Origin of the sequence: Labrenzia sp. VG12 (genome assembly GCF_002237595.1) — a bacterium.
In the GTDB taxonomy this organism is placed as follows: domain Bacteria; phylum Pseudomonadota; class Alphaproteobacteria; order Rhizobiales; family Stappiaceae; genus Roseibium.
Map to the genome: position 1 here is coordinate 492611 of NZ_CP022529.1, position 20261 is coordinate 512871.

The following is a 20261-nucleotide window of genomic DNA, read 5'->3' on the forward strand; positions in this document are numbered from 1 at the left end:
CATGTTCACCGGTATTGTGACCGACCTCGGCGAAATTCACTCAATTGACGACATTCCGGCGGGAAAGCGCACCCGGATCCGGACGGCCTACGACACGGACAGTTTCGACATCGGGGCTTCCATCTCCTGTGCCGGCGTCTGTCACACAGTGACGGCCAAGGACAATGGCTCCAATGGCAATTGGTTCGAAGTGGAATCGGCAGCCGAAACCCTGGCCCTGACCAATGTGTCGGACTGGAAGGTTGGCCAGAAACTCAATCTGGAGCGGTCCCTGACCATGGGCGCGGAACTCGGTGGGCACCTTGTGCTGGGCCATGTGGATGGTCTGGCCCGGATCACCAAGCGCGAAGACCACCCGGATTCGGTCTATTTCCAGTTCGAGGCGCCGGAAGAGGCGGCGCCGTTCATCGCCAAGAAAGGGTCCGTTGCCCTGGATGGAACCTCCCTGACGGTGAACGAAGTGGATGGTCTGCTGTTTTCCGTGTTCCTCATTCCTCACACGCTCGAGGTGACAACCTGGTCCGACAAGAAGGTCGGGGATGCGATCAATCTTGAGGTGGATATGATGGCCCGCTACGCCGCGCGTCTTGCGGAATTCTCCAAGACCGGGTAGGGACCCGCCCAACACCTTCGCAAACGAGCTATTCCCGACCGTGTTTACCAGGCAACAAATTAGTTGCCCGGATTCGCGGTTCTGCACGAATGACACTGGACAAACCGGGGCAGACATGGTTCCTGTCGCGGCCTTACAAGGGATTTGACACCGATGAGCGCTGCACCGAAACTTCTGATCATCGAAGCTCGTTTTTATGACGATCTTGCGGACTCGCTCGCCGAAGGCGCGGTCAAGACGATTGAGGCCGCCGGTGCCAGCTACGACCGCATCGCTGTTCCCGGCGTTCTGGAAATCCCGGCCGCTCTCTCCATGGCGCTGACGGCCATGGAAGGCGAGGGAACGTTTTACGACGGGTTTGTGCTGCTCGGTGTGGTGATCCGCGGCGAGACCACCCATTACGACATTGTCGCCAATGAATCGAACCGGGTGATCATGGACCTGATCGTCGATGCGGATCTGGCCGTCGGAAACGGCATCCTGACCGTTGAAAACAGCGAACAGGCTTGGGCCCGCGCGAAGGTGGACGACAAGGACAAAGGCGGGGCGGCAGCACGTGCGGCCCTTGACATGATCGCTCTGCGCGAGCGGCTTGGAGTATAAAGAGAATGACCGGAAAGGCCGACCCGGAAAAACCGGCTGGAAAAACCGTGCGACCCGCGAACAAGCGCGGCGTTGCCCGCCTCGCAGCTGTGCAGGCTCTCTACCAGATGGATGTCGGCGGTGCGCCGCTGACCAGTGTGGTCAGCGAATTCACCGCGTTCCGACTTGGCAAGGAAATCGACGGCGAGCAGTACCGCGATGCCGATGAGCAATGGTTCAAGCAGATCGTTGCCGGCGTGGTCGAGGATCAGAAATTTCTCGATCCCTATATCCATACGGCGCTGACCGAAGACTGGCCGTTGAAGCGGATCGACAGCCTGCTGCGCGCCATCCTGCGCAGCGGCTCCTATGAGCTGCTGCGCCGCAAGGACGTGCCGCCGAAAGTGATCATTTCCGAATATATCGATGTCGCCAAGGCGTTTTTCGAAGATGACGAGCCCGGTCTCGTCAACGGTGTGCTGGACCGGCTGGCACATGAGTTGCGCGACGCGGAACTGGACGCCAAGAAAGCTGACGGCGCCTCCTGATCATGGCGGACGAGAGGCCAGGCGAATTTGAGCTGATCCGGCGGTTTTTTTCCCCCCTTGCAAAGGATCCCGGCAGCCTGGGTCTCACCGATGATGCCGCTGTTCTGAGGGCGGCGGAGGGCTGTGATCTCGTTCTGACCAAGGACGTGCTGGCAGCCGACATACATTTTTTCGCGGACGATGCGCCGGAAGCGATCGCCGCCAAGGCGCTGCGCGTCAACCTCTCCGATCTCGCCGCAAAAGGTGCCAGGCCACGCGGTTACCTGCTGGGTCTTGCCCTGCCGTCCGACTGGTCGACAGGGTGGCTGGAGCGGTTTTGCCGCGGACTGGGTGCGGACCAGTGTGTCTATGACATCCAGCTTCTGGGTGGCGACACCATAAAATCGGGCAACGGACTTCAGGTCTCGATCACCGCCATCGGTGAAGTGGCGCAGGGTAAGGCTGTTCGCCGTGTGGGCGCCCGGCCAGGAGACAGGCTCTTCGTGACGGGAACCATCGGCGATGCGGCTGCGGGGCTTCTGGCCCGCCTTGAGCCGGAGTTTTGCCGATCCCATGACCTTACCGAGGAAGAAGAAACGCGGATCCTGGACCGCTATCTGCTGCCGCGCCCGCGGACCGGACTTGCGCCCTGCCTTGTCGAATATGCCAGCGCGGCGATGGATGTCTCTGACGGATTGTTTGCCGATTGTGCACATCTGGCCACGGCATCCGGGGTCGACATCACCCTGGAAATGACGGAAATCCCGTTGTCCGGCGCCCTTCAGCATCTGAAGGTCAAGGCACCGGAGGTCTATGGACGCTGTCTGAACGGCGGTGATGACTACGAAATCCTCGCCGCTGTGCCGGAAACATCCGCTGAAGCCTTTGCAAAGGCAGCTGTGGATTGCGGCTGTCCTGTCACGGAGATCGGCGTTCTGCGTGAAGGCAGCGGGCGGGTCCATCTTGTCGAGGCAGGCAAGGCTCCGGCTCTCCAGGCAGCTGGCGGCTTCCGGCATTTCTGATTTCGTTCCCAGCCGGACTTGAGCTTACAGTGACGGTCGGGTTTATAGGAGGGTGCCCCGCCTGTTTGTCGGACACCTTCCGACCACGCCAGCATCAAGCAAATCGAGAAATAATATGACCGCCCACGCAACGGCCCCCTTTGTCGACGACCATCTTGCCAAACGCAATGCGCTGCTGCTGGCCCTTGCGCAGGCACTGGGCGGGGCGTCGGCCTCCATCGTCATCGCGACCGGGCCGCTGGTCGGCTACATGATGCTGGACGAGGACAAGGCCCTGGCGACACTGCCGGTCTCCGCAATGGTTCTGGGCACGGCCTTCGGAACCATTCCGGCCGGAATGATCATGCGCCGCTATGGCCGCAGGGCCGGGTTTACCGGTGCCTCCCTGCTTGGTGCGGCTTCCGGTGTGCTGGCCTCTTTTGCCGTTTTTCAGAATCAGTTTTTGCTCTTTGCCCTGGCTTGCAGCCTGGGTGGGTTTGCGGGAGCCTTTGTCCAGCAATACCGCTTTGCCGCGGCCGATACGGCGAGCGACGCCTTCAAGCCCAAGGCGATTTCCTGGGTGCTGGCCGGTGGGGTCCTGGCCGGGGTTGTCGGACCGCAGACGGTGATCTGGACCAAGGACCTGTTCATGCCGATCCTGTTTGCCGGGACTTATCTGGCGCAGGCCGGGCTTGCACTGATCGCCTTTGTCCTTCTGATGTTCATCAAGATCCCCAAGCCGCCGCGCATCAGTCACAAACAGGCAGGCGGGCGGCCGCTTGGCGAGATCATGCGGCAGCGCCGCTTCGTTGTCGCGGCAGCTTGCGGCATCTGTTCCTATGCCCTGATGAGCCTGGTGATGACCGCGACGCCGCTCGCCATGATCGGCTGTGGCCTCTCTGAGACCGACGCCGCCCTCGGTATCCAGTGGCATGTCATTGCCATGTTCGGTCCGAGCTTCTTTACGGGCAGTCTGATCGCGCGTTTCGGCAAGGAACGGATCGTCGCCATCGGGCTGGCACTGCTGGCTGGTTGTTCGATCGTTGCCCTGATGGGGCTGGAACTGGCGCATTTCTGGACGGCCCTGATCCTGCTCGGCCTTGGCTGGAATTTCGGTTTCATCGGCGCGACCGCGATGTTGACCGACACCTATCGGCCGGAAGAACGCAACATGGTGCAGGCAGTCAACGATTTCCTGGTGTTCGGATTCGTTGCAACGGCGTCTTTTTCCTCCGGCGCACTGCTCAACGCGTTTGGCTGGGCGACCGTCAACATCCTGGTCTTTCCGTTTGTGGTGCTGTGTCTGGTACTTCTCGGCTGGCTTGTCTGGGGAGAAAAGAAAGCAGTTACAACCGGTTAAAGTGTCTTGCGAATTCCATTTCGTCAGCGCAGCAAATTTACTGCGTTGCACCAAATACTGCCGCAACGGAAGTGACAAATTAAACAATGTGAGAGCTTGACGAAGCGCTCCGCTTTGCTGCTATCGTGTGCTTCCTTCACGCAGGGAAGTGGGTGTGAAGGCCAGCCTGGCGGGAAAACGACAAGAAAATCAGTCCGCCGCATCTATGGGAGGAAGCATGATCGAGCTTGTCGTCATTATTTGTGGTCTCTTGTCCATTGCCTATGGGGCCTGGGCCATTCAGTCCGTCATGGCGGCGGACGCCGGAAATGAGCGCATGCAGGAGATCGCCGGGGCGATCCAGGAAGGCGCCAGTGCCTATCTCAACCGTCAATACACGACCATCGCGATTGTCGGTGCCGTGGTTTTTGTCCTGGCCTGGCTGCTTTTGTCCGGCACGGCTGCGATCGGTTTCGCCATTGGCGCCGTGCTCTCCGGCGCGGCAGGCTATATCGGCATGATGGTGTCCGTGCGTGCCAACGTGCGCACCGCCCAGGCCGCCAGCCAGAGCCTTGGAGCCGGGCTGGAGATTGCCTTCAAGTCCGGGGCTGTCACCGGCCTTCTTGTTGCCGGTCTCGCATTGCTCGGCGTTGCCGTCTATTACACGCTTCTGACCGGCATGATGGGGTATGCCCCGACTGACCGCACCGTGATCGATGCGCTGGTCGCGCTCGGCTTCGGTGCCTCCTTGATTTCCATCTTCGCCCGCCTCGGCGGCGGCATCTTCACCAAAGGGGCAGACGTTGGCGGCGACCTTGTCGGCAAGGTCGAGGCCGGCATCCCGGAAGATGATCCGCGCAACCCGGCAACCATCGCCGACAATGTGGGCGACAATGTCGGCGACTGCGCCGGCATGGCGGCCGACCTGTTTGAGACCTATGCCGTGACCGTGGTCGCCACCATGGTTCTGGCGTCGATCTTCTTCACCGGAACCGATGCGACCAACCTGATGCTGTTGCCGCTTGTCATCGGCGCCAGCTGCGTTGTGACGTCGATCATCGGCACGTTCTTCGTCAAGCTTGGCAGCAACAACTCGATCATGGGTGCGCTCTACAAGGGCTTCATCGCCACGGCAGTGCTGTCGGCCGTTGCGCTTGCCATCATCGTGTTCGGCTGGATCGGAGCGGGCACCGAGTACACAACTTCAGGCGGGGCGAGCTTCACCGGCTTTGATCTGTTTGTCTGCGGTGTTGTCGGTCTTGTTGTCACCGGGCTGATCATCTGGGTGACGGAGTATTACACCGGTACGGAATACCGCCCGGTGCGCTCCATCGCTCAGGCGTCGGTCACCGGTCACGGCACCAACGTGATCCAGGGCCTGGCGGTTTCCCTTGAGGCAACGGCCCTTCCGGCAATCATCATCATCGCGGGTATCCTGGTCACCTATGCCTTTGCCGGTCTCTTCGGCATTGCCATCGCCGTGACAACCATGCTGGCGCTCGCCGGGATGGTCGTGGCCCTCGACGCTTTCGGACCGGTCACGGACAATGCCGGCGGCATTGCGGAAATGGCGGAGCTGCCCGATGAAGTGCGCACCACGACGGACGCGCTCGACGCTGTCGGCAACACCACCAAGGCTGTCACCAAGGGCTACGCGATCGGGTCTGCCGGTCTCGGCGCCCTGGTCCTGTTCGCGGCCTATACGGAAGACCTGCGGTTCTTCTCCGCCAATGCGGCGGAAGGCTCGATCTTCCATGGCATCGACGTGGGCACGCTGTTCTCGCTCTCCAACCCCTACGTGGTGGCGGGTCTGCTGTTCGGCGGCCTTTTGCCCTATCTCTTCGGCGGTATTTCCATGACCGCTGTTGGCCGGGCGGCCGGTGCCGTGGTGGAGGAAGTCCGCCGCCAGTTCAAGGAAAAGCCGGGTATCATGCAGGGCACCGAGCGGCCGGACTATGGCCGGGCTGTCGACATGCTCACCAAGGCGGCAATCCGCGAAATGATCGTGCCGTCGCTCCTGCCGGTGCTGTCTCCGGTCGTGGTGTTCTTCGTGGTACGGGCGGTCGCTACACCGGCCGATGCCTTTGCCGCGCTCGGAGCCATGCTGCTGGGTGTGATCGTCACAGGTCTCTTTGTCGCCATCTCCATGACGGCGGGGGGCGGTGCCTGGGACAACGCCAAGAAGTCCTTTGAAGACGGCTTCACCGACAAGGACGGCGTCACCCACCAGAAGGGCAGCGAGGCGCACAAGGCATCGGTGACCGGCGACACGGTCGGCGATCCCTACAAGGATACGGCCGGTCCTGCGGTCAACCCGATGATCAAGATCACCAACATCGTGGCGCTGCTGCTGCTGGCGATCATGGCGCATTGATCCCGGAGACCTGAAACTGGAAAAGCCCCGGCCAACGGCCGGGGCTTTTTACTTGGTGCCGTGCGAGCGGGCACGCTGAAACTCGAAGATGGAAAGGTCTCTTCCGCATGGGAATTCTTGTGCTGGCCGACGATACGGATGTGCCCTTTCCAAGAAGGCTCTTTGCCGAGATGGAGCGCCTTGCGGTCGAACGCGGTGGAAATCGGGAGGCCTGGCAACATCTGGCCGGCATTTACCGCGGGAGCGGATGCATGCTGGACCTGGCCGCGCTGGATGAGGGGGAACTATCGACCTTCAAGGAAGGGTTTGCGCATTTGCTGGCAGAGCTTGCGGGGAAAACGCCGGTCGCGGGCCTTGATGTAACAGGCCTCACTCAAATCCTCGGCCCTATCAACCGATCCCTGAACAACTGAATGTGGGCACCAGGCAAAAAGACCGCGGCGGTCAGGCCACGGTCTTTGCAGGGTTAGCTTGGATTTTGGCGTTACAGACCCAGGCTCGGATTGGTTGCGCCACGCAGGATCTGGGTCAGGAAGCCGTAGTCGGCGCCGCCTGTCCGGGTTTTGCGGGTAACGATATCGACGATCTTGCCGTCCTCGAGCGAATAGTTGCCGAGATCCTTGACGAAACCATCTTCGTCGAAATAGACCGCCACGACCCGTTGTTCGACAATGTCCGGATTGAAGAAAGCCGTGGTCGCGGTTTTCTGGGAGATGTAGTAGTAGGCGTCGCCGGCCAGGCTGGACGTCGTCGACGGCGACCCGAGCACCAGCTCGACCTGTTCGCGACTGGAACCGACCTGTACCTGATTGAGCATGTCGGCAGAGATGACATGGCCATGCGTATAGGTAGATGTGAAACAGCCACCGAGCGGCAATGTGGCCAGAAGCGGTAGGATCACGGCGCTCGCCTTGAAGTTCATCTAAGAAGTCCCGTTGCGCCAGACCCGTCTGGCTCTATTTGAATTTCGTTGCTTGGCAAAGTCACTATCGTGGGATAGGGCACAAGGCAACACCTGACTTTGCTTCGAGTTGGCTCTAAAGGAGACACCATGATATTCGGCCTGTTCCGCCGCCGGTCCCGCGATGCCGAACACAGGGTCTATTGTGAAATCGTGGCCCAAGCACGGCAACCGGTCTTTTATACCGACTTTCTCGTGCCGGATACCATCGATGGCCGGTTTGACCTGATCATTGTTCACGCCGTGTTGTTCTTCAGGCGTCTGCGCGGTGAAGGCAAGGACGTCGCTGAATTCTCGCAGGCCGTGTTCGACCTGTTTTTCGAAGACATGGATGCCTCGCTGCGGGAAATGGGGGTCAGCGACACGCGTGTCCCGAAGAAGGTCAAGGTGATGGGCGAAGCGTTTTACGGCCGGGCGGACGCCTATATCCCGGCAATCGACGAGGGGGATGCGGAGACGCTCAGCGAAGCGCTTGGACGAAATATCTTCACCGATGCCCCAGAGCCGCTCGCACAGATGCGTCTGGCCCACTATATGCTGCAGGCGGCAAAGGACCTGGATGCCCAGACAGCGGACGTGCTGCGGAAGGGAGACATAAGCTGGCCGGATCCGGAGCGATTCAAGGAAATGCCCTTCTGACCGGTCTCAAGGCCGGTTGCCGAAAGGTCAAAAAGAAAGAACAACAATGACAGCAGATACGTTTCCCTATTCCTTCAAGGTGAATGCCAGCAAGGTTGTCGACAAGGACGAGAAGATCTCGATAGCGCCGGACGAGGCATCGAGAGCGGCAATCGCTTCCACATTCGATCTCAATGCCATCCATGCCCTGACCGCGGATTTCACGCTGAAACCCTATCGAAAGGCAGGCCTGCGCGTCGTCGGGCCGATCAAGGCAACGATCAGCCAGACCTGTGTCGTGTCGCTGGAGCCCTTTGACAGCGAGTTGGAACTGGAAGTTGACCGGACCTTCGAACCTCATTCCAGCCGGCCTCGGAAAATTCGCGATCTCAACGATGAGGGCGAGATCGAGATCGATTTGGAATCACTGGACCCGCCTGACGTCATCCTCGATGGCGTGCTCGATCTGGGAGCCGTGATTTGCGAGGAACTCGCGCTGTCGCTTGATCCGTTCCCGCGCCGCGAAGGGGTCGCTTTTGAGGGCGGCGACGCTGACGAAGACGAGGTCGTGGAGGAAGAGCCGGAAAAGCCGTCTCCCTTTGCTGCACTGCAGGCGCTGAAGGACAAACCCGAAGAGGGGACCTGATGTCCTTGCCTTAATGTATCGCAACGGCAGCAGGCCCATTCAAAAAGGGTTTTCAACGTTTGAACCGGGATGGATCAGGAAAACGGTTGTCAGCCCTGCCAAAAACGTTATGTTCGCGCCGTTCTTGGCTCTCTGAAGATTGCACTTGCCGAACCGGCAAGTTCCTTTGGGGCGCCGTCCGGTGCTGTTCCTGGTAATCACACGTCAAAAGACTTTCTAAATGGCGAAAACAATTCCGATTTCCCTGGATGCCATGGGCGGCGACAATGGAGCCGAAGTCGTCATACCCGGCGCTGAAATCGCGCTTGTCCGGCACCCGGACATCCACTTTCTGATCTACGGCAACGAGAAAGTGATCGCTCCGCTGCTGGAGAAATATCCGCGCGTTCGCGACGCTTCCACGTTTCACCATTGCGATGTGTCGATCGCCATGGACACCAAGCCAAGCCAGGCTCTTCGGCAGGGCCGCTGGCGGTCCTCCATGTGGCGCTCCATCGAAGCGGTCAAGACCGGGGAAGCATCCGTCGCCGTTTCGGCCGGCAATACCGGCGCGCTGATGGCCATGTCGAAATTCTGCCTGCGCACCATGGCCAATATCGAGCGGCCGGCAATTGCCGCTCTCTGGCCGACCATGCGCGGTGAATCCGTGGTTCTCGATGTCGGTGCCACCATCGGTGCGGACGCGCAGCAATTGATCGATTTTGCCATTCTGGGCGGCGCCATGGCGCGGGCCGTGTTTGGCGTGCAGCGGCCGAGCGTCGGCCTGCTGAATATCGGCGTGGAAGAAGTCAAGGGCCTGGAAGAGGTCCGCACGGCGGGGCGCCTGTTGCGTGAAACACCGCTGCGCTCTCTTGACTATGCCGGTTTCGTGGAAGGCAACGATCTGGGCAAAGGCACGGTCGATGTTGTCGTGACTGAAGGCTTTGCCGGCAATATCGCGCTCAAGACCGCCGAAGGGACTGCCAAACAGATTGGCAGTTACTTGCGTTCGGCCATGAATCGCACCTTTATGTCCCGTATCGGTTATCTCTTTGCCAAGGGCGCGTTTGATCTGCTGCGCGAGAAAATGGATCCGCGCAAGGTCAATGGCGGCGTGTTCCTGGGACTGAACGGCATCGTGATCAAGAGCCACGGCGGGACGGATGCGGAAGGTTATGCCTCTGCAATCGATCTGGCCTATGACATGGTCAAGAACGAACTGACCCACAAGATCGCCCAGGATCTTGTGCATTACCATCGTGGCCGCTTCGCTGAAGCCGCGCCGACATCGGAAGGTGATTTGTGAGCGTAATCCGTTCGACAGTAACCGGCTGCGGAAGCTATCTGCCGGAAAAAGTCCTGACCAACAACGACCTCGCCAAGATGGTCGACACGTCTGACGAATGGATCGTTCAGCGCACCGGTATCCAGCAGCGTCATGTGGCCGCGGAAGGCGAGGTGACCTCGGATCTGGCCCTGGAAGCTGCAAAACGCGCGTTGTCCGCAGCGGGCCGGGACGCCCAGGACATCGACACGATCATCCTGGCAACGGCAACGCCGGACAACACTTTTCCAGCCACCGCTGTCACTGTGCAGGCCCGTCTTGGTATCCATCACGGCGCAGCGTTCGATGTGCATGCCGTGTGCTCCGGCTTCGTCTATGCCCTGACCACGGCCGACGCCTATATCCGTGCGGGGCTCTCCAGGCGCTGCCTTGTGATCGGGGCGGAAACCTTCAGCCGGATCCTCGACTGGACCGACAGAACAACCTGCGTCCTGTTCGGGGATGGCGCAGGCGCGGTTGTCGTCGAAGCCGCCGAGGCCGACGGCAGCAATGCCGACCGCGGCATTCTGACGTCTCATCTGCGTTCGGACGGCCGTCACAAGGAAAAGCTTTTCGTCGATGGCGGCCCGTCCGCCACGCAGACCGTCGGTCATCTGCGCATGGAAGGCCGGGAAGTGTTCAAACATGCCGTCGGCATGATCACCGACGTGATCGAAGACGCCTACAATGCCACCGGTTACACGTCAGAGGATCTCGACTGGTTCATCCCGCACCAGGCCAACAAGCGCATCATCGATGCCAGCGCGAAGAAGCTCGGCATTGCGCCTGAAAAAGTGGTGACCACCGTGCAACTCCACGGCAACACGTCGGCTGCTTCCATTCCGCTGGCGCTGGATACTGCGGTAAAAGACGGACGTGTCAAAAAGAACGATCTTTTGATGCTGGAGGCGATGGGCGGCGGTTTCACCTGGGGCTCCGTGCTGTTGCGCTGGTAACGGTCTCTCCTCCGCCTCGTCACAAATATTAATCGGACGCCTAGTTCCGGTTGACCGACCTGCCTCAAGGCCGTACCGTATGGTCTTGCATCGGAGTTCTCTTGCAAAATCAGCCAGATCGCTGGCGCCGTTGAGGAGGGGTTATGGGCAATCGGACTATTACCCGCGCAGATCTATGCGAGGCCGTTTATCAGAAGGTGGGTCTGTCCCGGACTGAATCGTCTGAACTGGTCGAGCGCGTTCTTTCTGAAATTTCCGACTGTCTTGTGACCGGAGAATCGGTAAAATTGTCAAGCTTCGGGTCGTTTGTGGTTCGCTCCAAGGGGGAGCGCATCGGCCGCAATCCGAAGACCGGCGAGGAAGTGCCGATTTCGCCGCGCCGCGTGATGGTGTTCAAGCCATCAAATGTATTGAAGCAGCGTATCAATGATGCGCTGACGGGACAGGCCAGCAAATAACAAGACCGGATGAGCTCGCAGGACAAAAGCCCAGACGCCTTTCGCACCATCAGTGAGGTCGCTGACGACCTGGACCTGCCGCAGCATGTGCTGCGCTTCTGGGAAACGCGTTTCTCGCAGATCAAGCCGTTGAAGCGTGGCGGTGGGCGGCGTTATTACCGGCCGGACGATGTCGAGCTTCTGAAAGGCATTCGCCACCTGCTGTATGGCGAAGGCTACACCATCAAGGGCGTCCAGCGCATCTTGAAGGAGCAGGGACCTCGTTTCGTGATGCAGGTCCGGCATGAAGCCGGCAGCCCTTCACCGGCCCCGTCTTCGGCGACACCGCAATCCCCAAATGGTCCCTCGCTGCAAGCGGCACCTGCCGAAGGGCCTGTCCCGAACGATCCGGGGGAACCGCTTCCCCATGGTGTACTGGCCGAAGATGCGCCAGACCCGCACGATCAGTCCAGTTCCGGCGGTTTCAATATCCTGGGACGGCTGCGAGGTGAAAAGCCGGTTCCTGGTTCAGCCCCGTCAAACGCCGCAGTGTCCAAAGAGGACATCCGGCGCCTGCAGGCCACATTGTTCGAATTGCTGGAATGCAAGCGCACACTTGATCAGGCGCGTTAGGCCACGTCACTGACGTCGCCTGTTACCCGGACCTTTTGCCCAGAAGTCTGCTCAGAAAGCCGGGTTTTGCCGGCTTTTCGGCTTCTTCAGCCTGCTGGACCTGTGCCCGTTGGGCAATGCTTCTTAGTTCTTCCATTGAAACACGCTTGGCGGCTGGTGGTGGCGGTGGTGTGGTCCGCCGTGAGAATTCCGGAATGTCCGGTGCGGGCTCCTCGGGCGCCTCAGTCTCTGCTTGGCCCGACGCAGGTCCATTGGCCACAGGGCTGGTCGCCGACACCGAAATATCGCTGGATTGTTCGGTCGGCGCTTCACTGCCGGGTTTGAGGGCGCGCAGCTGTTCCAGTATGGCTGCGTCGACCGGATCGTTCGGGTCAAGGTCGGATTCTGAAACACCGTCAATGTCTTCTGCTATTTTCTTGCCATGGCCGTCATAGTGTTTGTAGATCGTCGGCGCGGCTTCCTGGACAATGCCGTATTTCGGATTGTGCACCACCTTAAGTTCGATCTCCGGTGCCCCGCCGTTTTTCGCCAGATGGTGCAGCACCTGGATCTTTTCATCCTCGTCCTCGCCGAAGACATCTCCATCGCGGATGATCTGACCGGTTGCCTGCGTGAAGGCAACGAATTCGTACAGTTTCCGGGTGAGATAGTCAGGTGGAAGGCCACAAGGGCGGAATTCGAGCGTGTAGCCGATCATCGCCGGTGCGCCGGCTCCAATGACACCGACCAGCAGTTTGCCGGTGTCCGGATCTGTTTCACCATAGGGATGGGCATGCAGGTAAAGCAGGTTCTTACCGTCGCCGGTTGCCAGTTTGACAAAGAGTTCGGGCTTCATCAGGAACAGGCTTGTGCCCCAGAACACTGCCTCGGCCGTGCCCTGTTCGACGATGAAACGCGTCACTTCCCGCGTCAGCGCCATGGCGACCTGAGCTTCTTCGGAAGTACAGAACGCGGTCTTGTCGGAGCCCACGACATCCCGGAGTTCTTCCGGCATGGCGTCGTGAGGGATCAGGCCCTTGCACACCGTAATCTGCGTATAGGCCGACGCCGAGGCGACAACCTCCGCTGCCCCGGGAAATGATTTCTTGACCGTATAGGCCTCGAGCGCCGTTTCCAGGTGATCTTTGTGTTCCAGCGGGTCGCTTTGCGTGACCAGGCAATGAAAGTCACCGCACAGCACACGTATGTCGAGATCCGTTGATGTGTTCAGGAGTTTGCAGTCGTTGGCCGGAAGTCCAAGGCCGGCGGCGGCACTGACGATGAAGTCGAAGATGTCCTGGCCCCGCACCGGCTGCAAGGTGCGGTGCAGAACCTGGACGTCGACACTGGGAAGCGGATGTATCTGCACTGCGCTGACCACTGCTATTGTTGACCCGCGCCAATGGTAGCGCTGGTGCGTGAAGAAAAGAATAGCGGATCAGGTGAGTTTTCGCGTCCGGGCTCCCTAGTTCAGTCCCATGCAGGACGCATAGAAACTGGTTGTTGCCGGCCAGTCTGAGAAGATGCCCCTGACGCCCACCTCCTGCGCCAGCACATCGATGACTTCAAGCATCTTGCCGTCGCTGTCGATCGCATCGCCGATAGACTGATAGTACCAGCCACCACCGGAATTGAGCGGCCCGGAGCGTTCCAGGGTCCAGGTGATCAGATCGAGACCGGCTTTTCTGGCCTCAACGGCATAGGGGGAGGGGACGAATTTGCCGTCTTCCAGCGTCACCAGGACAAAGAGCGGCGGTGCGATGTAATTCACACCCATCTTCTTCAGCTCCTCCATGGACGGGGAGAAGGTCGACGGATCGAGCGGGTTCAGGTCCCGGCGGGCGTCGAGATAAACCGCCTGCTTCCCGAACTCCGGTTCGTTCTCGATCCAGTAGAGTACGTCCTGAAGATTGAAGGACTGGGCAAACACATCTTCCGGCGGAATGCCAGCTTCCTTGTACTCGTCAATCAGCTTCTGGGCATAGTCCTGCTGGGACAAACCGTCATGGGGCATCGCCACTTTCGGCGCTTTCAGTTCCGGTGTGAACTTTGCACCAAGATCCTTGAAAAGAGCGATGCTCTCCTTGTGGGTCAAAAGCGTGCCGGCAGCACCGTAAAGTTCGGTTCGCCAGGGAGCCGTGCCGTTCAGATAGGCCTCCACCGTTTCGGCCTTCTTGTTTGCGCTGTCCATCTTGCCGCGCAACTTTTTGAACTCGGCAAGAGTGAGGTCTGACGTCCGGCATTCCGCGGACGCCGGCTGATCGCCGCTCGCGGGGGTGAAGCCCCTGGTGCATTTGCCGGCAAGATCCGTCGCCAGGATGTTGGTGGTCGTATGCAGGTCGTTCTGGGAGTGGCGGCAGACCAGTTCCTTGTCGGCGGTGAAGGTCACATCGCATTCCTGGATGCCAGCACCCATTATTGCGGCCGCGCGATAGCCTTCTTCCGTGTGTTCGGGAAACTGAAGCGGTGCGCCCCGGTGGGCGATGGAAAACAGCGTCGGTTGGACCGGATTTCCGAGACAGGCCTGGAGCTTATCCTTCAAAGGGCCGTCTTCCATCTGACTCACAAGCCAGGCAGGTCGGGGGCCGATATCGGCTGCGGTTACGGCTGTCGGCGCGGCAAGGCTGATGCTGGCAAAGAGGGTAAGAGCGAGGGAGAGTTTCATGGGGCTACCATCGAATTGGGAAGGGACAAGGGAGTAACTAGACGCCGAGTGCTGCGCCGCAAGGGGGCGTCAAGCGGCTGACCATCTGATCTTCAGTGCCTCCGGACCTCTGACCGAAAGCCCGCGCTTGTAACGCACGTCGGGATTTGACAGCTCAACGGACTTGTAGCGCTTCAAGAGCGTTGAAAAGATGATGTCCATGTCGAGCCGGGCGAGGTGGTTGCCGAGGCAGAAATGGGCGCCGCGGCCAAAGGCGATGTGCCAGTTGGGAGTGCGGCCGACATCGAACCGGTCGGCATCCGGAAACTGTTTCGGGTCGCGGTTGGCCGCGCCGTAAAGCACGCCGAACTTGGTGCCGCTTGGATAGGTCTGGCCGCAGATCTCGACGTCTTCCGTGCAGTATCGATGAAAGAAGGGCAGGGGAGACTCGTAGCGGAACATTTCCTGGACGGCGGTTTTCATAAGGGCAGGGTCATCCCGCAGACGCTGCATTTCATCCGGGAATTTCAACAGCGCGTGCATGCCGCTGCCAAGCACGTCGATGGTCGAGCCATGCCCGGCCATCAGGATCAGCATGGCAGTGGAAATGAACTCGTCATGGCTCATCTGGCCGACACGCTCTGCTTCGATCATCACGGAAAGAAGATCGTCCTTGGGATCGGCAGCGCGCGCGGCCTTCAGCTCCAGCAGGTAGTGGTAGAACTCGGTCGTGTTGGTTTCGGCAAGTTCCTTGCGCTCGTCGGAGCGGTCGATGTCGAAAAACTGGACAATGTTCTCCGACCAGACCCGCAGCTGTGGGCAGTCTTCGTCCGGAACGCCGAGGACCCGGCCGATGATATGGCCGGGCACATGGGCGGCAAGGTCCTCGACAAAGTCGATCTCATCCCGGTCGGACAGTTCGTCGAACAGCCGGTCGACATAGGCCTGAATGCCATCGCGCAATTTCCCGACCATGACGGGCGTGAACAGCTTGAACACCTGCTTGCGCAGCCGGTCATGCACGGCGCCGTCGCTGTCGAGCAGGGAAAACTGCACGAAGCGGGAATGATGCGGCATGTCGTGCCAGTTCTGCGTCCGTTTCTGTTCGGCGATTTCGTCAGCCGTTGCAATGTGATCCAGCGAGCGGACCATCTTGTCGTGCTGCACGATTTCCGAGACATCGTCGAAACGCGCCGCCAGCCAGACGTCGAACTCCTTGAACCAGGTCAGCCCCTCTTTCGCTCTGAGAGCCTCGTAAAAAGGATGCGGGTCCTGTGCAAAGGCGTCGGTAAGGGGCTGAAAGGAAAGGTCTGTGGACGGGCTCATGCAGGGCTCTTGGCGTGGCGGGCGATGGGTTAGAATTGTGATTCTTGGCAGGGTCGTGGATTTCGCCTGCCAAGTGCAAGGGGAAAGCGGCATTTGTCGGCGGATTTGTGGCCTCCCGGGCCAGTTATCCAAAGCCGGAGGAGCCGGGTTCTGGGGATAGTGAGGAAATGACAGTTCTGACGATACCGCGCGAGGGCTGAAATTCTTAACACTTCCTGAATGCGGGGCGTGGGGGCCTTGCTTGCACAGACTGAACAGAGCGAAGAGTGCGTGAGGCCGAAATGCGGGTGCCCGAGGCGTTCCATGACGAGTACCAGACGTTTTTGCGGGACACCGGTTTCGACAATCCGGACCCGCAGGCCCTGCTCATGGACCTGGCCTCGCTCAGCATGGAAGTCTATCTGAAGGACATCGCCTGGCTGTCGGAGTTCATTGGCCGCGTGCAGCGGGCCAAGCAGCAGGCGGCCTGAGGGATCATCGTATTCCTGCAAGGAAAGCCTCGGAGCTTGCCGGGGTATCAGTCTTCCCGAATTTCAGGAACATTCACCGATTGTAAATATCGTCGGCAATAGCGTTGCGAGTGTCGTCCGGAGCAAGGACGGAGCACAAAACGCCTTGCGTGACTGCACTTCAACAAAACGCGGAAATCTGTTCGGTGATTGATTTTCTGCTCGGCTATGCGCCGTTCCTTGCCTTCGCTGCCGGTTTGATTTGGGGAACGGTTATGCGTTCGCAGCGCATTTCAGCATGGCATTATCCGGTCCTGATCTTCGGTCTCTATGTGACCTGCTTCCTAATGAGTTTTGTCATCGGAATGGTGAAGTCGAATGACGGAGGCCCGATGAACGGCTTTGTATTGCTGATGGTTCTGGCTTCGTATCCGTTTTCATTGCCGCTGGTGGTCCATGCAGGCTGGATCGTCTCAAGATTGAACAAGGCACTTCTGATCAAACTGGGTGACTTCGTCCGTCTGAAATTGAGGTCTCAATGAAAAGCTGACCATTTGCCGATGAAGTTGTGCGGCGTCCTGGCATCGGTTGAAACCAGAGAAGGTCTGGAAAAACCGGACAAATACGAAAAGAGTTTGGAAACGAAGTTTCGCGAGCAGCTGCGAAGAAGGCATTGATATGGGATATTCCTTCGGCTGGTGGGATTACAGCAGCGACGGCGCCGAGCCGCAAATGATCTGCCGGCAGTCACAAGAGCGTGTTGCCCTTTTGGGACCACTCGAGGAGCCTTGGTGCGGCAAGGCGATTTCAACCCACACTTTGCTGCCGAAGGAGTGCTGGAAACGGTTTGAATACCGACATGCCGACTTCCGGTTTCCATTGGTCGTCAATTGGCGCCCGGAAACGGGGAGAGCCCTGCTTGACTACAATCTTTCAGCAGAGGTTTGGCGCCAGGAAACAGGTGCGGAGACTGAACATCCGCCTTATGGAGGCTGGGCGCGCGTAGACGAAATGGTGTCCGACGCTTTCTGGTGCTGGCCGGGTCTGCTGGAAGGCTATCTTCCGCTCACGAAACAGCAAGCAGTTGAAAAAGACTGGTTTGACGCCATTGAACTGGTTGGTGGATATTTCGGGCCGTCATGGCAGCGAGATCTGGTTGCTTGGGAGTCGCTCTCGTGCGGTGGCGGCCCGGACGATTCAGACTGTCTTTATATCTACGAGTATTTGTATGCTGATTTTGAGGCTGCACCGGTCATCAGTGAGATTATTCCATTCGCTTACAAAGGAAATACAGAGCAGCTGTCGAGGCTGCAGACGGCTGGAACAGAAGCGTTTGTCTTTCCAAGGGTGTTGCGGCCGGAGGTGTCGCAGGAGGCCGTTGCCTGGAGCAAGGCCGATGAACGAAACGCCAGCCAAATTGCGGTCTCAAGCGTTGGCGGTGTGCTAAAACTTGGACATTATGATCGAACGGCAAGCCATGTTTCACGTCAGTCCATTTATGACGGGTTTCACATTTTGAAGAGTGGTGAACAGGTTTTTGCAAGACTTGCAAATACTTATTCAAGTTGCAGGCATCAAACACTGAAGAAAAGAAACATCGCGCATCTCTATCTGGCCTATGTGCATCCCATCTTGATGGCGGAAACGATCTCCGGTTTTGATCCATCCGACTGGATTTCCAGGAATTTGAACCCTGCATCCGTCGTGGAGATGAACCGAGAGTTGCTGGCCGCTGCCAGACATTGGTCCTGGGCAAACGACGGCGCCGTAAACGGCAATCATTCACCGAATGCCTGTGCAACACATATGAATTTTCTTGGCGGCATTCTTGCAGCCTATCGCTGCCGCCTCATCCGGTTTGCATGAGGCCGGCAAAATTCATTGAGGTGACCGGTCAGCGAATAGCGAAGGTATCGTCCTATCCGTTTCCTACCAGTTCAAACACTTTGACCGGCGTGTCGTAGCCCTTCACCGCCGTTTCCCCAACCGACCTTGCCTCGACCCGGCCCTCGACCCGTTTCGCCAGATCCTCGCTGATCAGGATGCTGGATTTCAGATCACGGTTGAGCCCCTCCAGCCGGGAGGCGAGATTGACCGTGTCGCCGAGCGCGGTGTAGTTCAGCCGGTCCGAACTGCCGACATTGCCGACGATGGCGAGGCCGCAATGCAGTCCGATGCGGGTTCTGACCGGGGGGATGTCGCCATCGTTCCAGGAATCGGTCTCCGCCTTGCTGGCCGCAATCACAGCAAGCGCCGCCTCACAGGCCTTGGCGGCATGGTCCTCCACCTGGTTCGGTGCGTTCCAGAAGGCCATAACCGCATCGCCGATGTATTTGTCGATCGTGGCGTCGTGATCCAGCAGGGTTTGGGTCACGATCTCGAAATAACGCGACATGCGCCGCATGACCTCTTCCGGTTCCAGATGAGAGGACATGGCGGTGAAGTTTTCCAGGTCCATGAAGAGGACAGTGATGTCGCGTTTTTCCCCGCCGGGTTCAGGCACTTCCTGGCGTTCGATCATCCGGCGCACCAACGCCTTGGGTACATATCGACCGAAGGTTTGCAGCGAGGTGCGCATCTGGTCGAGCGCGCCTTCAAGCTTGTAGATCTCATCGACAACGGATTCATGCGGGAAGGGGTTTTCCAGATCAAATTCCCGGATGCGCCGGGTGCCGTCCGCAAGCACCTGAAGCGGACGCGACAGCGAGCGCGAAACCAGCCAGATCAGCGGGATGCTGCACAGGGCGATCAGAATCGAAACAGCTATCGTGCGCTGAGAGGCCCGCGTCAGCTCGCCCACGACGGCGGAAAGCGGCAGAGCGATGGCCAGGTTCTCCAGCTTGTTCGCCCCCAGCTCGATCTTGGACAGGTGGGTGATCCACATCTGGCCATTGACGTCGATGGTATCGACGGTGTCCTGATCCGTACTCAGTACCTGCTTCTGCAAGGCTTCGATCGCCGCCCGCCATTCACTCCGGTCGACATTTTCGTTTTCCGAGGAGTTGGCCAGCAGCAGGCCCTCCTGACTGATAATCGCCAGGACACCGTCCTTGGCCTGCGGTTCGGAATTCAGGAAAAGGTCGAGATCGTCGAGCGTCAGGTCGACTCCGACAACACCTTTTGCATAGCGCTTGCTGACCGTCAGGCCCGGCTTGCCGGTGCCCGCAAACAGGTAGACGTCGGTGCGGGTGACGTGATTGACCTTTGAAGCTGCCTTGAACCAGGGGCGTTCGCGCGGGTCATAGTCGATTTCGTAAGTGCTGGTTGTTGCCAGCGTGTCGCCGTTTTCATCCAGAAACCGATCATAGCGGATCGGTCTGTCCCGGTCGCCGCGCAGGATGATCTGTTCCAGCAGAAACGTGCCTTCCGGCGCTCCCAGGGCTTCAAGGTCTTCTTTTGAGCGGGTGCGGGCAGCGCCGATCAGGTAGCTGCTGCCGTCCTGGTAACCGATATAGATATTGGCGATCTGCGGCATGACCGAGACAAAGGAGATCATGCGTTTGCGCGCCGGGTGGCCGCTTGCCTTTGGAACGGCGTCCACATCCAGCCAGTCGCCGGAATAGTCGGCGATGGAGTTGATCGGCGCAATCAGCGAGGCGGTCTGCAGCCGGATCACTTCGGCCGAGCGTGCCATCAGCTCCCGCCCCGCCGTCAGGGCCGCGGCGCGGTTGGAATAGTGGGTATAGGAAATGATCGTGGCAGCCAGTGCCAACGCAACGCCGAGCGTCACTGCAAAAAGGCTCAACGTGATCGGAAATCTGGATCGGCGTAAATTCACCTCCAGTCAGCTCCCCCGAGACAGATTTTGGTGTTTGTGGTGACGGGAAAGCTATTGAACAAGCAGGCGCTTGGCAACTGCGAGACAGGTTTTCG

At 59.2% G+C, this 20261-nt stretch carries 21 protein-coding genes; 16 read left to right on the forward strand and 5 right to left on the reverse strand.

Features of this window, described 5'->3' with window-relative positions:
* Position 1: 1 nt before the first annotated feature.
* The 7 genes from CHH27_RS02270 to CHH27_RS02300 all read left to right on the forward strand — a co-directional run bounded on the left by CHH27_RS02270 (position 2) and on the right by CHH27_RS02300 (position 6849).
* A complete protein-coding gene (locus CHH27_RS02270) occupies positions 2-613 on the forward strand; it encodes a riboflavin synthase (protein ID WP_094070136.1) in 612 nt (203 codons plus the stop codon).
* A 153-nt stretch (positions 614-766) separates the two neighbouring features.
* A complete protein-coding gene (gene ribH / locus CHH27_RS02275) occupies positions 767-1216 on the forward strand; it encodes a 6,7-dimethyl-8-ribityllumazine synthase (RefSeq protein WP_094070137.1) in 450 nt (149 codons plus the stop codon).
* 5 nt (positions 1217-1221) lie between these two features.
* A complete protein-coding gene (gene nusB / locus CHH27_RS02280) occupies positions 1222-1743 on the forward strand; it encodes a transcription antitermination factor NusB (RefSeq protein ID WP_094070138.1) in 522 nt (173 codons plus the stop codon).
* Between the two features lie 2 nt (positions 1744-1745).
* Entirely contained in the window at positions 1746-2744 is a 999-nt protein-coding gene (gene thiL / locus CHH27_RS02285) for a thiamine-phosphate kinase (protein WP_094070139.1), read from the forward strand.
* Between the two features lie 115 nt (positions 2745-2859).
* Positions 2860-4083, forward strand: a complete 1224-nt coding sequence (locus CHH27_RS02290; protein WP_094070140.1) for an MFS transporter — start codon at positions 2860-2862, stop codon at positions 4081-4083.
* A gap of 217 nt (positions 4084-4300) precedes the next feature.
* On the forward strand, positions 4301-6436 hold the full coding sequence (locus tag CHH27_RS02295; protein WP_094074468.1) for a sodium-translocating pyrophosphatase: 2136 nt from the start codon (positions 4301-4303) through the stop codon (positions 6434-6436).
* A 107-nt stretch (positions 6437-6543) separates the two neighbouring features.
* Complete coding sequence (locus tag CHH27_RS02300; RefSeq protein ID WP_094070141.1) at positions 6544-6849, forward strand: hypothetical protein; 306 nt, start codon at positions 6544-6546, stop codon at positions 6847-6849.
* A 71-nt stretch (positions 6850-6920) separates the two neighbouring features.
* On the opposite strand, the gene CHH27_RS02305 is transcribed toward CHH27_RS02300, so the two are convergent.
* The gene (locus tag CHH27_RS02305; RefSeq protein ID WP_094070142.1) at positions 6921-7358 is read right to left on the reverse strand and encodes an outer membrane protein assembly factor BamE; all 438 of its coding nucleotides are present in this window, start codon (positions 7356-7358) and stop codon (positions 6921-6923) included.
* Between the two features lie 129 nt (positions 7359-7487).
* On the opposite strand from CHH27_RS02305, the gene CHH27_RS02310 reads away from it, so the two are divergent.
* From CHH27_RS02310 to CHH27_RS02335, 6 genes are all read left to right on the forward strand, one after another.
* Entirely contained in the window at positions 7488-8036 is a 549-nt protein-coding gene (locus CHH27_RS02310) for a ubiquinol-cytochrome C chaperone family protein (protein ID WP_094070143.1), read from the forward strand.
* A gap of 46 nt (positions 8037-8082) precedes the next feature.
* The gene (locus tag CHH27_RS02315; RefSeq protein ID WP_094070144.1) at positions 8083-8661 is read left to right on the forward strand and encodes a DUF177 domain-containing protein; all 579 of its coding nucleotides are present in this window, start codon (positions 8083-8085) and stop codon (positions 8659-8661) included.
* A gap of 220 nt (positions 8662-8881) precedes the next feature.
* Positions 8882-9946, forward strand: a complete 1065-nt coding sequence (gene plsX, locus CHH27_RS02320; protein WP_094070145.1) for a phosphate acyltransferase PlsX — start codon at positions 8882-8884, stop codon at positions 9944-9946.
* A complete protein-coding gene (locus tag CHH27_RS02325; protein ID WP_094070146.1) occupies positions 9943-10920 on the forward strand; it encodes a beta-ketoacyl-ACP synthase III in 978 nt (325 codons plus the stop codon). Before plsX ends, CHH27_RS02325 begins: the two co-directional genes overlap by 4 nt.
* A gap of 143 nt (positions 10921-11063) precedes the next feature.
* Positions 11064-11378 carry an integration host factor subunit alpha gene (locus CHH27_RS02330; protein ID WP_023003819.1) on the forward strand — a complete coding sequence of 105 codons (315 nt, stop codon included), beginning with the start codon at positions 11064-11066 and terminating at the stop codon, positions 11376-11378.
* Positions 11379-11387: 9 nt separating this feature from the next.
* Positions 11388-11990 (forward strand): MerR family transcriptional regulator, encoded by a 603-nt coding sequence (locus CHH27_RS02335; RefSeq protein WP_094070147.1) that lies wholly within the window; start codon positions 11388-11390, stop codon positions 11988-11990.
* A gap of 22 nt (positions 11991-12012) precedes the next feature.
* On the opposite strand, the gene CHH27_RS02340 is transcribed toward CHH27_RS02335, so the two are convergent.
* The 3 genes from CHH27_RS02340 to CHH27_RS02350 all read right to left on the reverse strand — a co-directional run bounded on the left by CHH27_RS02340 (position 12013) and on the right by CHH27_RS02350 (position 15939).
* Positions 12013-13338, reverse strand: a complete 1326-nt coding sequence (locus CHH27_RS02340) for a hypothetical protein (RefSeq protein ID WP_094070148.1) — start codon at positions 13336-13338, stop codon at positions 12013-12015.
* A 96-nt stretch (positions 13339-13434) separates the two neighbouring features.
* Positions 13435-14634, reverse strand: coding sequence for a glycerophosphodiester phosphodiesterase family protein (locus CHH27_RS02345; protein ID WP_094070149.1), 1200 nt, complete (start codon positions 14632-14634; stop codon positions 13435-13437).
* 69 nt (positions 14635-14703) lie between these two features.
* Complete coding sequence (locus CHH27_RS02350; RefSeq protein WP_094070150.1) at positions 14704-15939, reverse strand: cytochrome P450; 1236 nt, start codon at positions 15937-15939, stop codon at positions 14704-14706.
* 266 nt (positions 15940-16205) lie between these two features.
* On the opposite strand from CHH27_RS02350, the gene CHH27_RS02355 reads away from it, so the two are divergent.
* The 3 genes from CHH27_RS02355 to CHH27_RS02365 all read left to right on the forward strand — a co-directional run bounded on the left by CHH27_RS02355 (position 16206) and on the right by CHH27_RS02365 (position 18254).
* Positions 16206-16409 carry a hypothetical protein gene (locus CHH27_RS02355; protein ID WP_208988445.1) on the forward strand — a complete coding sequence of 68 codons (204 nt, stop codon included), beginning with the start codon at positions 16206-16208 and terminating at the stop codon, positions 16407-16409.
* A 185-nt stretch (positions 16410-16594) separates the two neighbouring features.
* Complete coding sequence (locus tag CHH27_RS02360; protein ID WP_094070151.1) at positions 16595-16930, forward strand: hypothetical protein; 336 nt, start codon at positions 16595-16597, stop codon at positions 16928-16930.
* A 136-nt stretch (positions 16931-17066) separates the two neighbouring features.
* Positions 17067-18254: a hypothetical protein gene (locus CHH27_RS02365; RefSeq protein ID WP_094070152.1), complete on the forward strand. Its 1188-nt coding sequence runs from the start codon at positions 17067-17069 to the stop codon at positions 18252-18254.
* Positions 18255-18306: 52 nt separating this feature from the next.
* Here CHH27_RS02365 and CHH27_RS02370 read toward each other — a convergent pair whose 3' ends face one another.
* Entirely contained in the window at positions 18307-20133 is a 1827-nt protein-coding gene (locus CHH27_RS02370; RefSeq protein WP_094070153.1) for an adenylate/guanylate cyclase domain-containing protein, read from the reverse strand.
* Between the last annotated feature and the right edge of the window lie 128 nt (positions 20134-20261).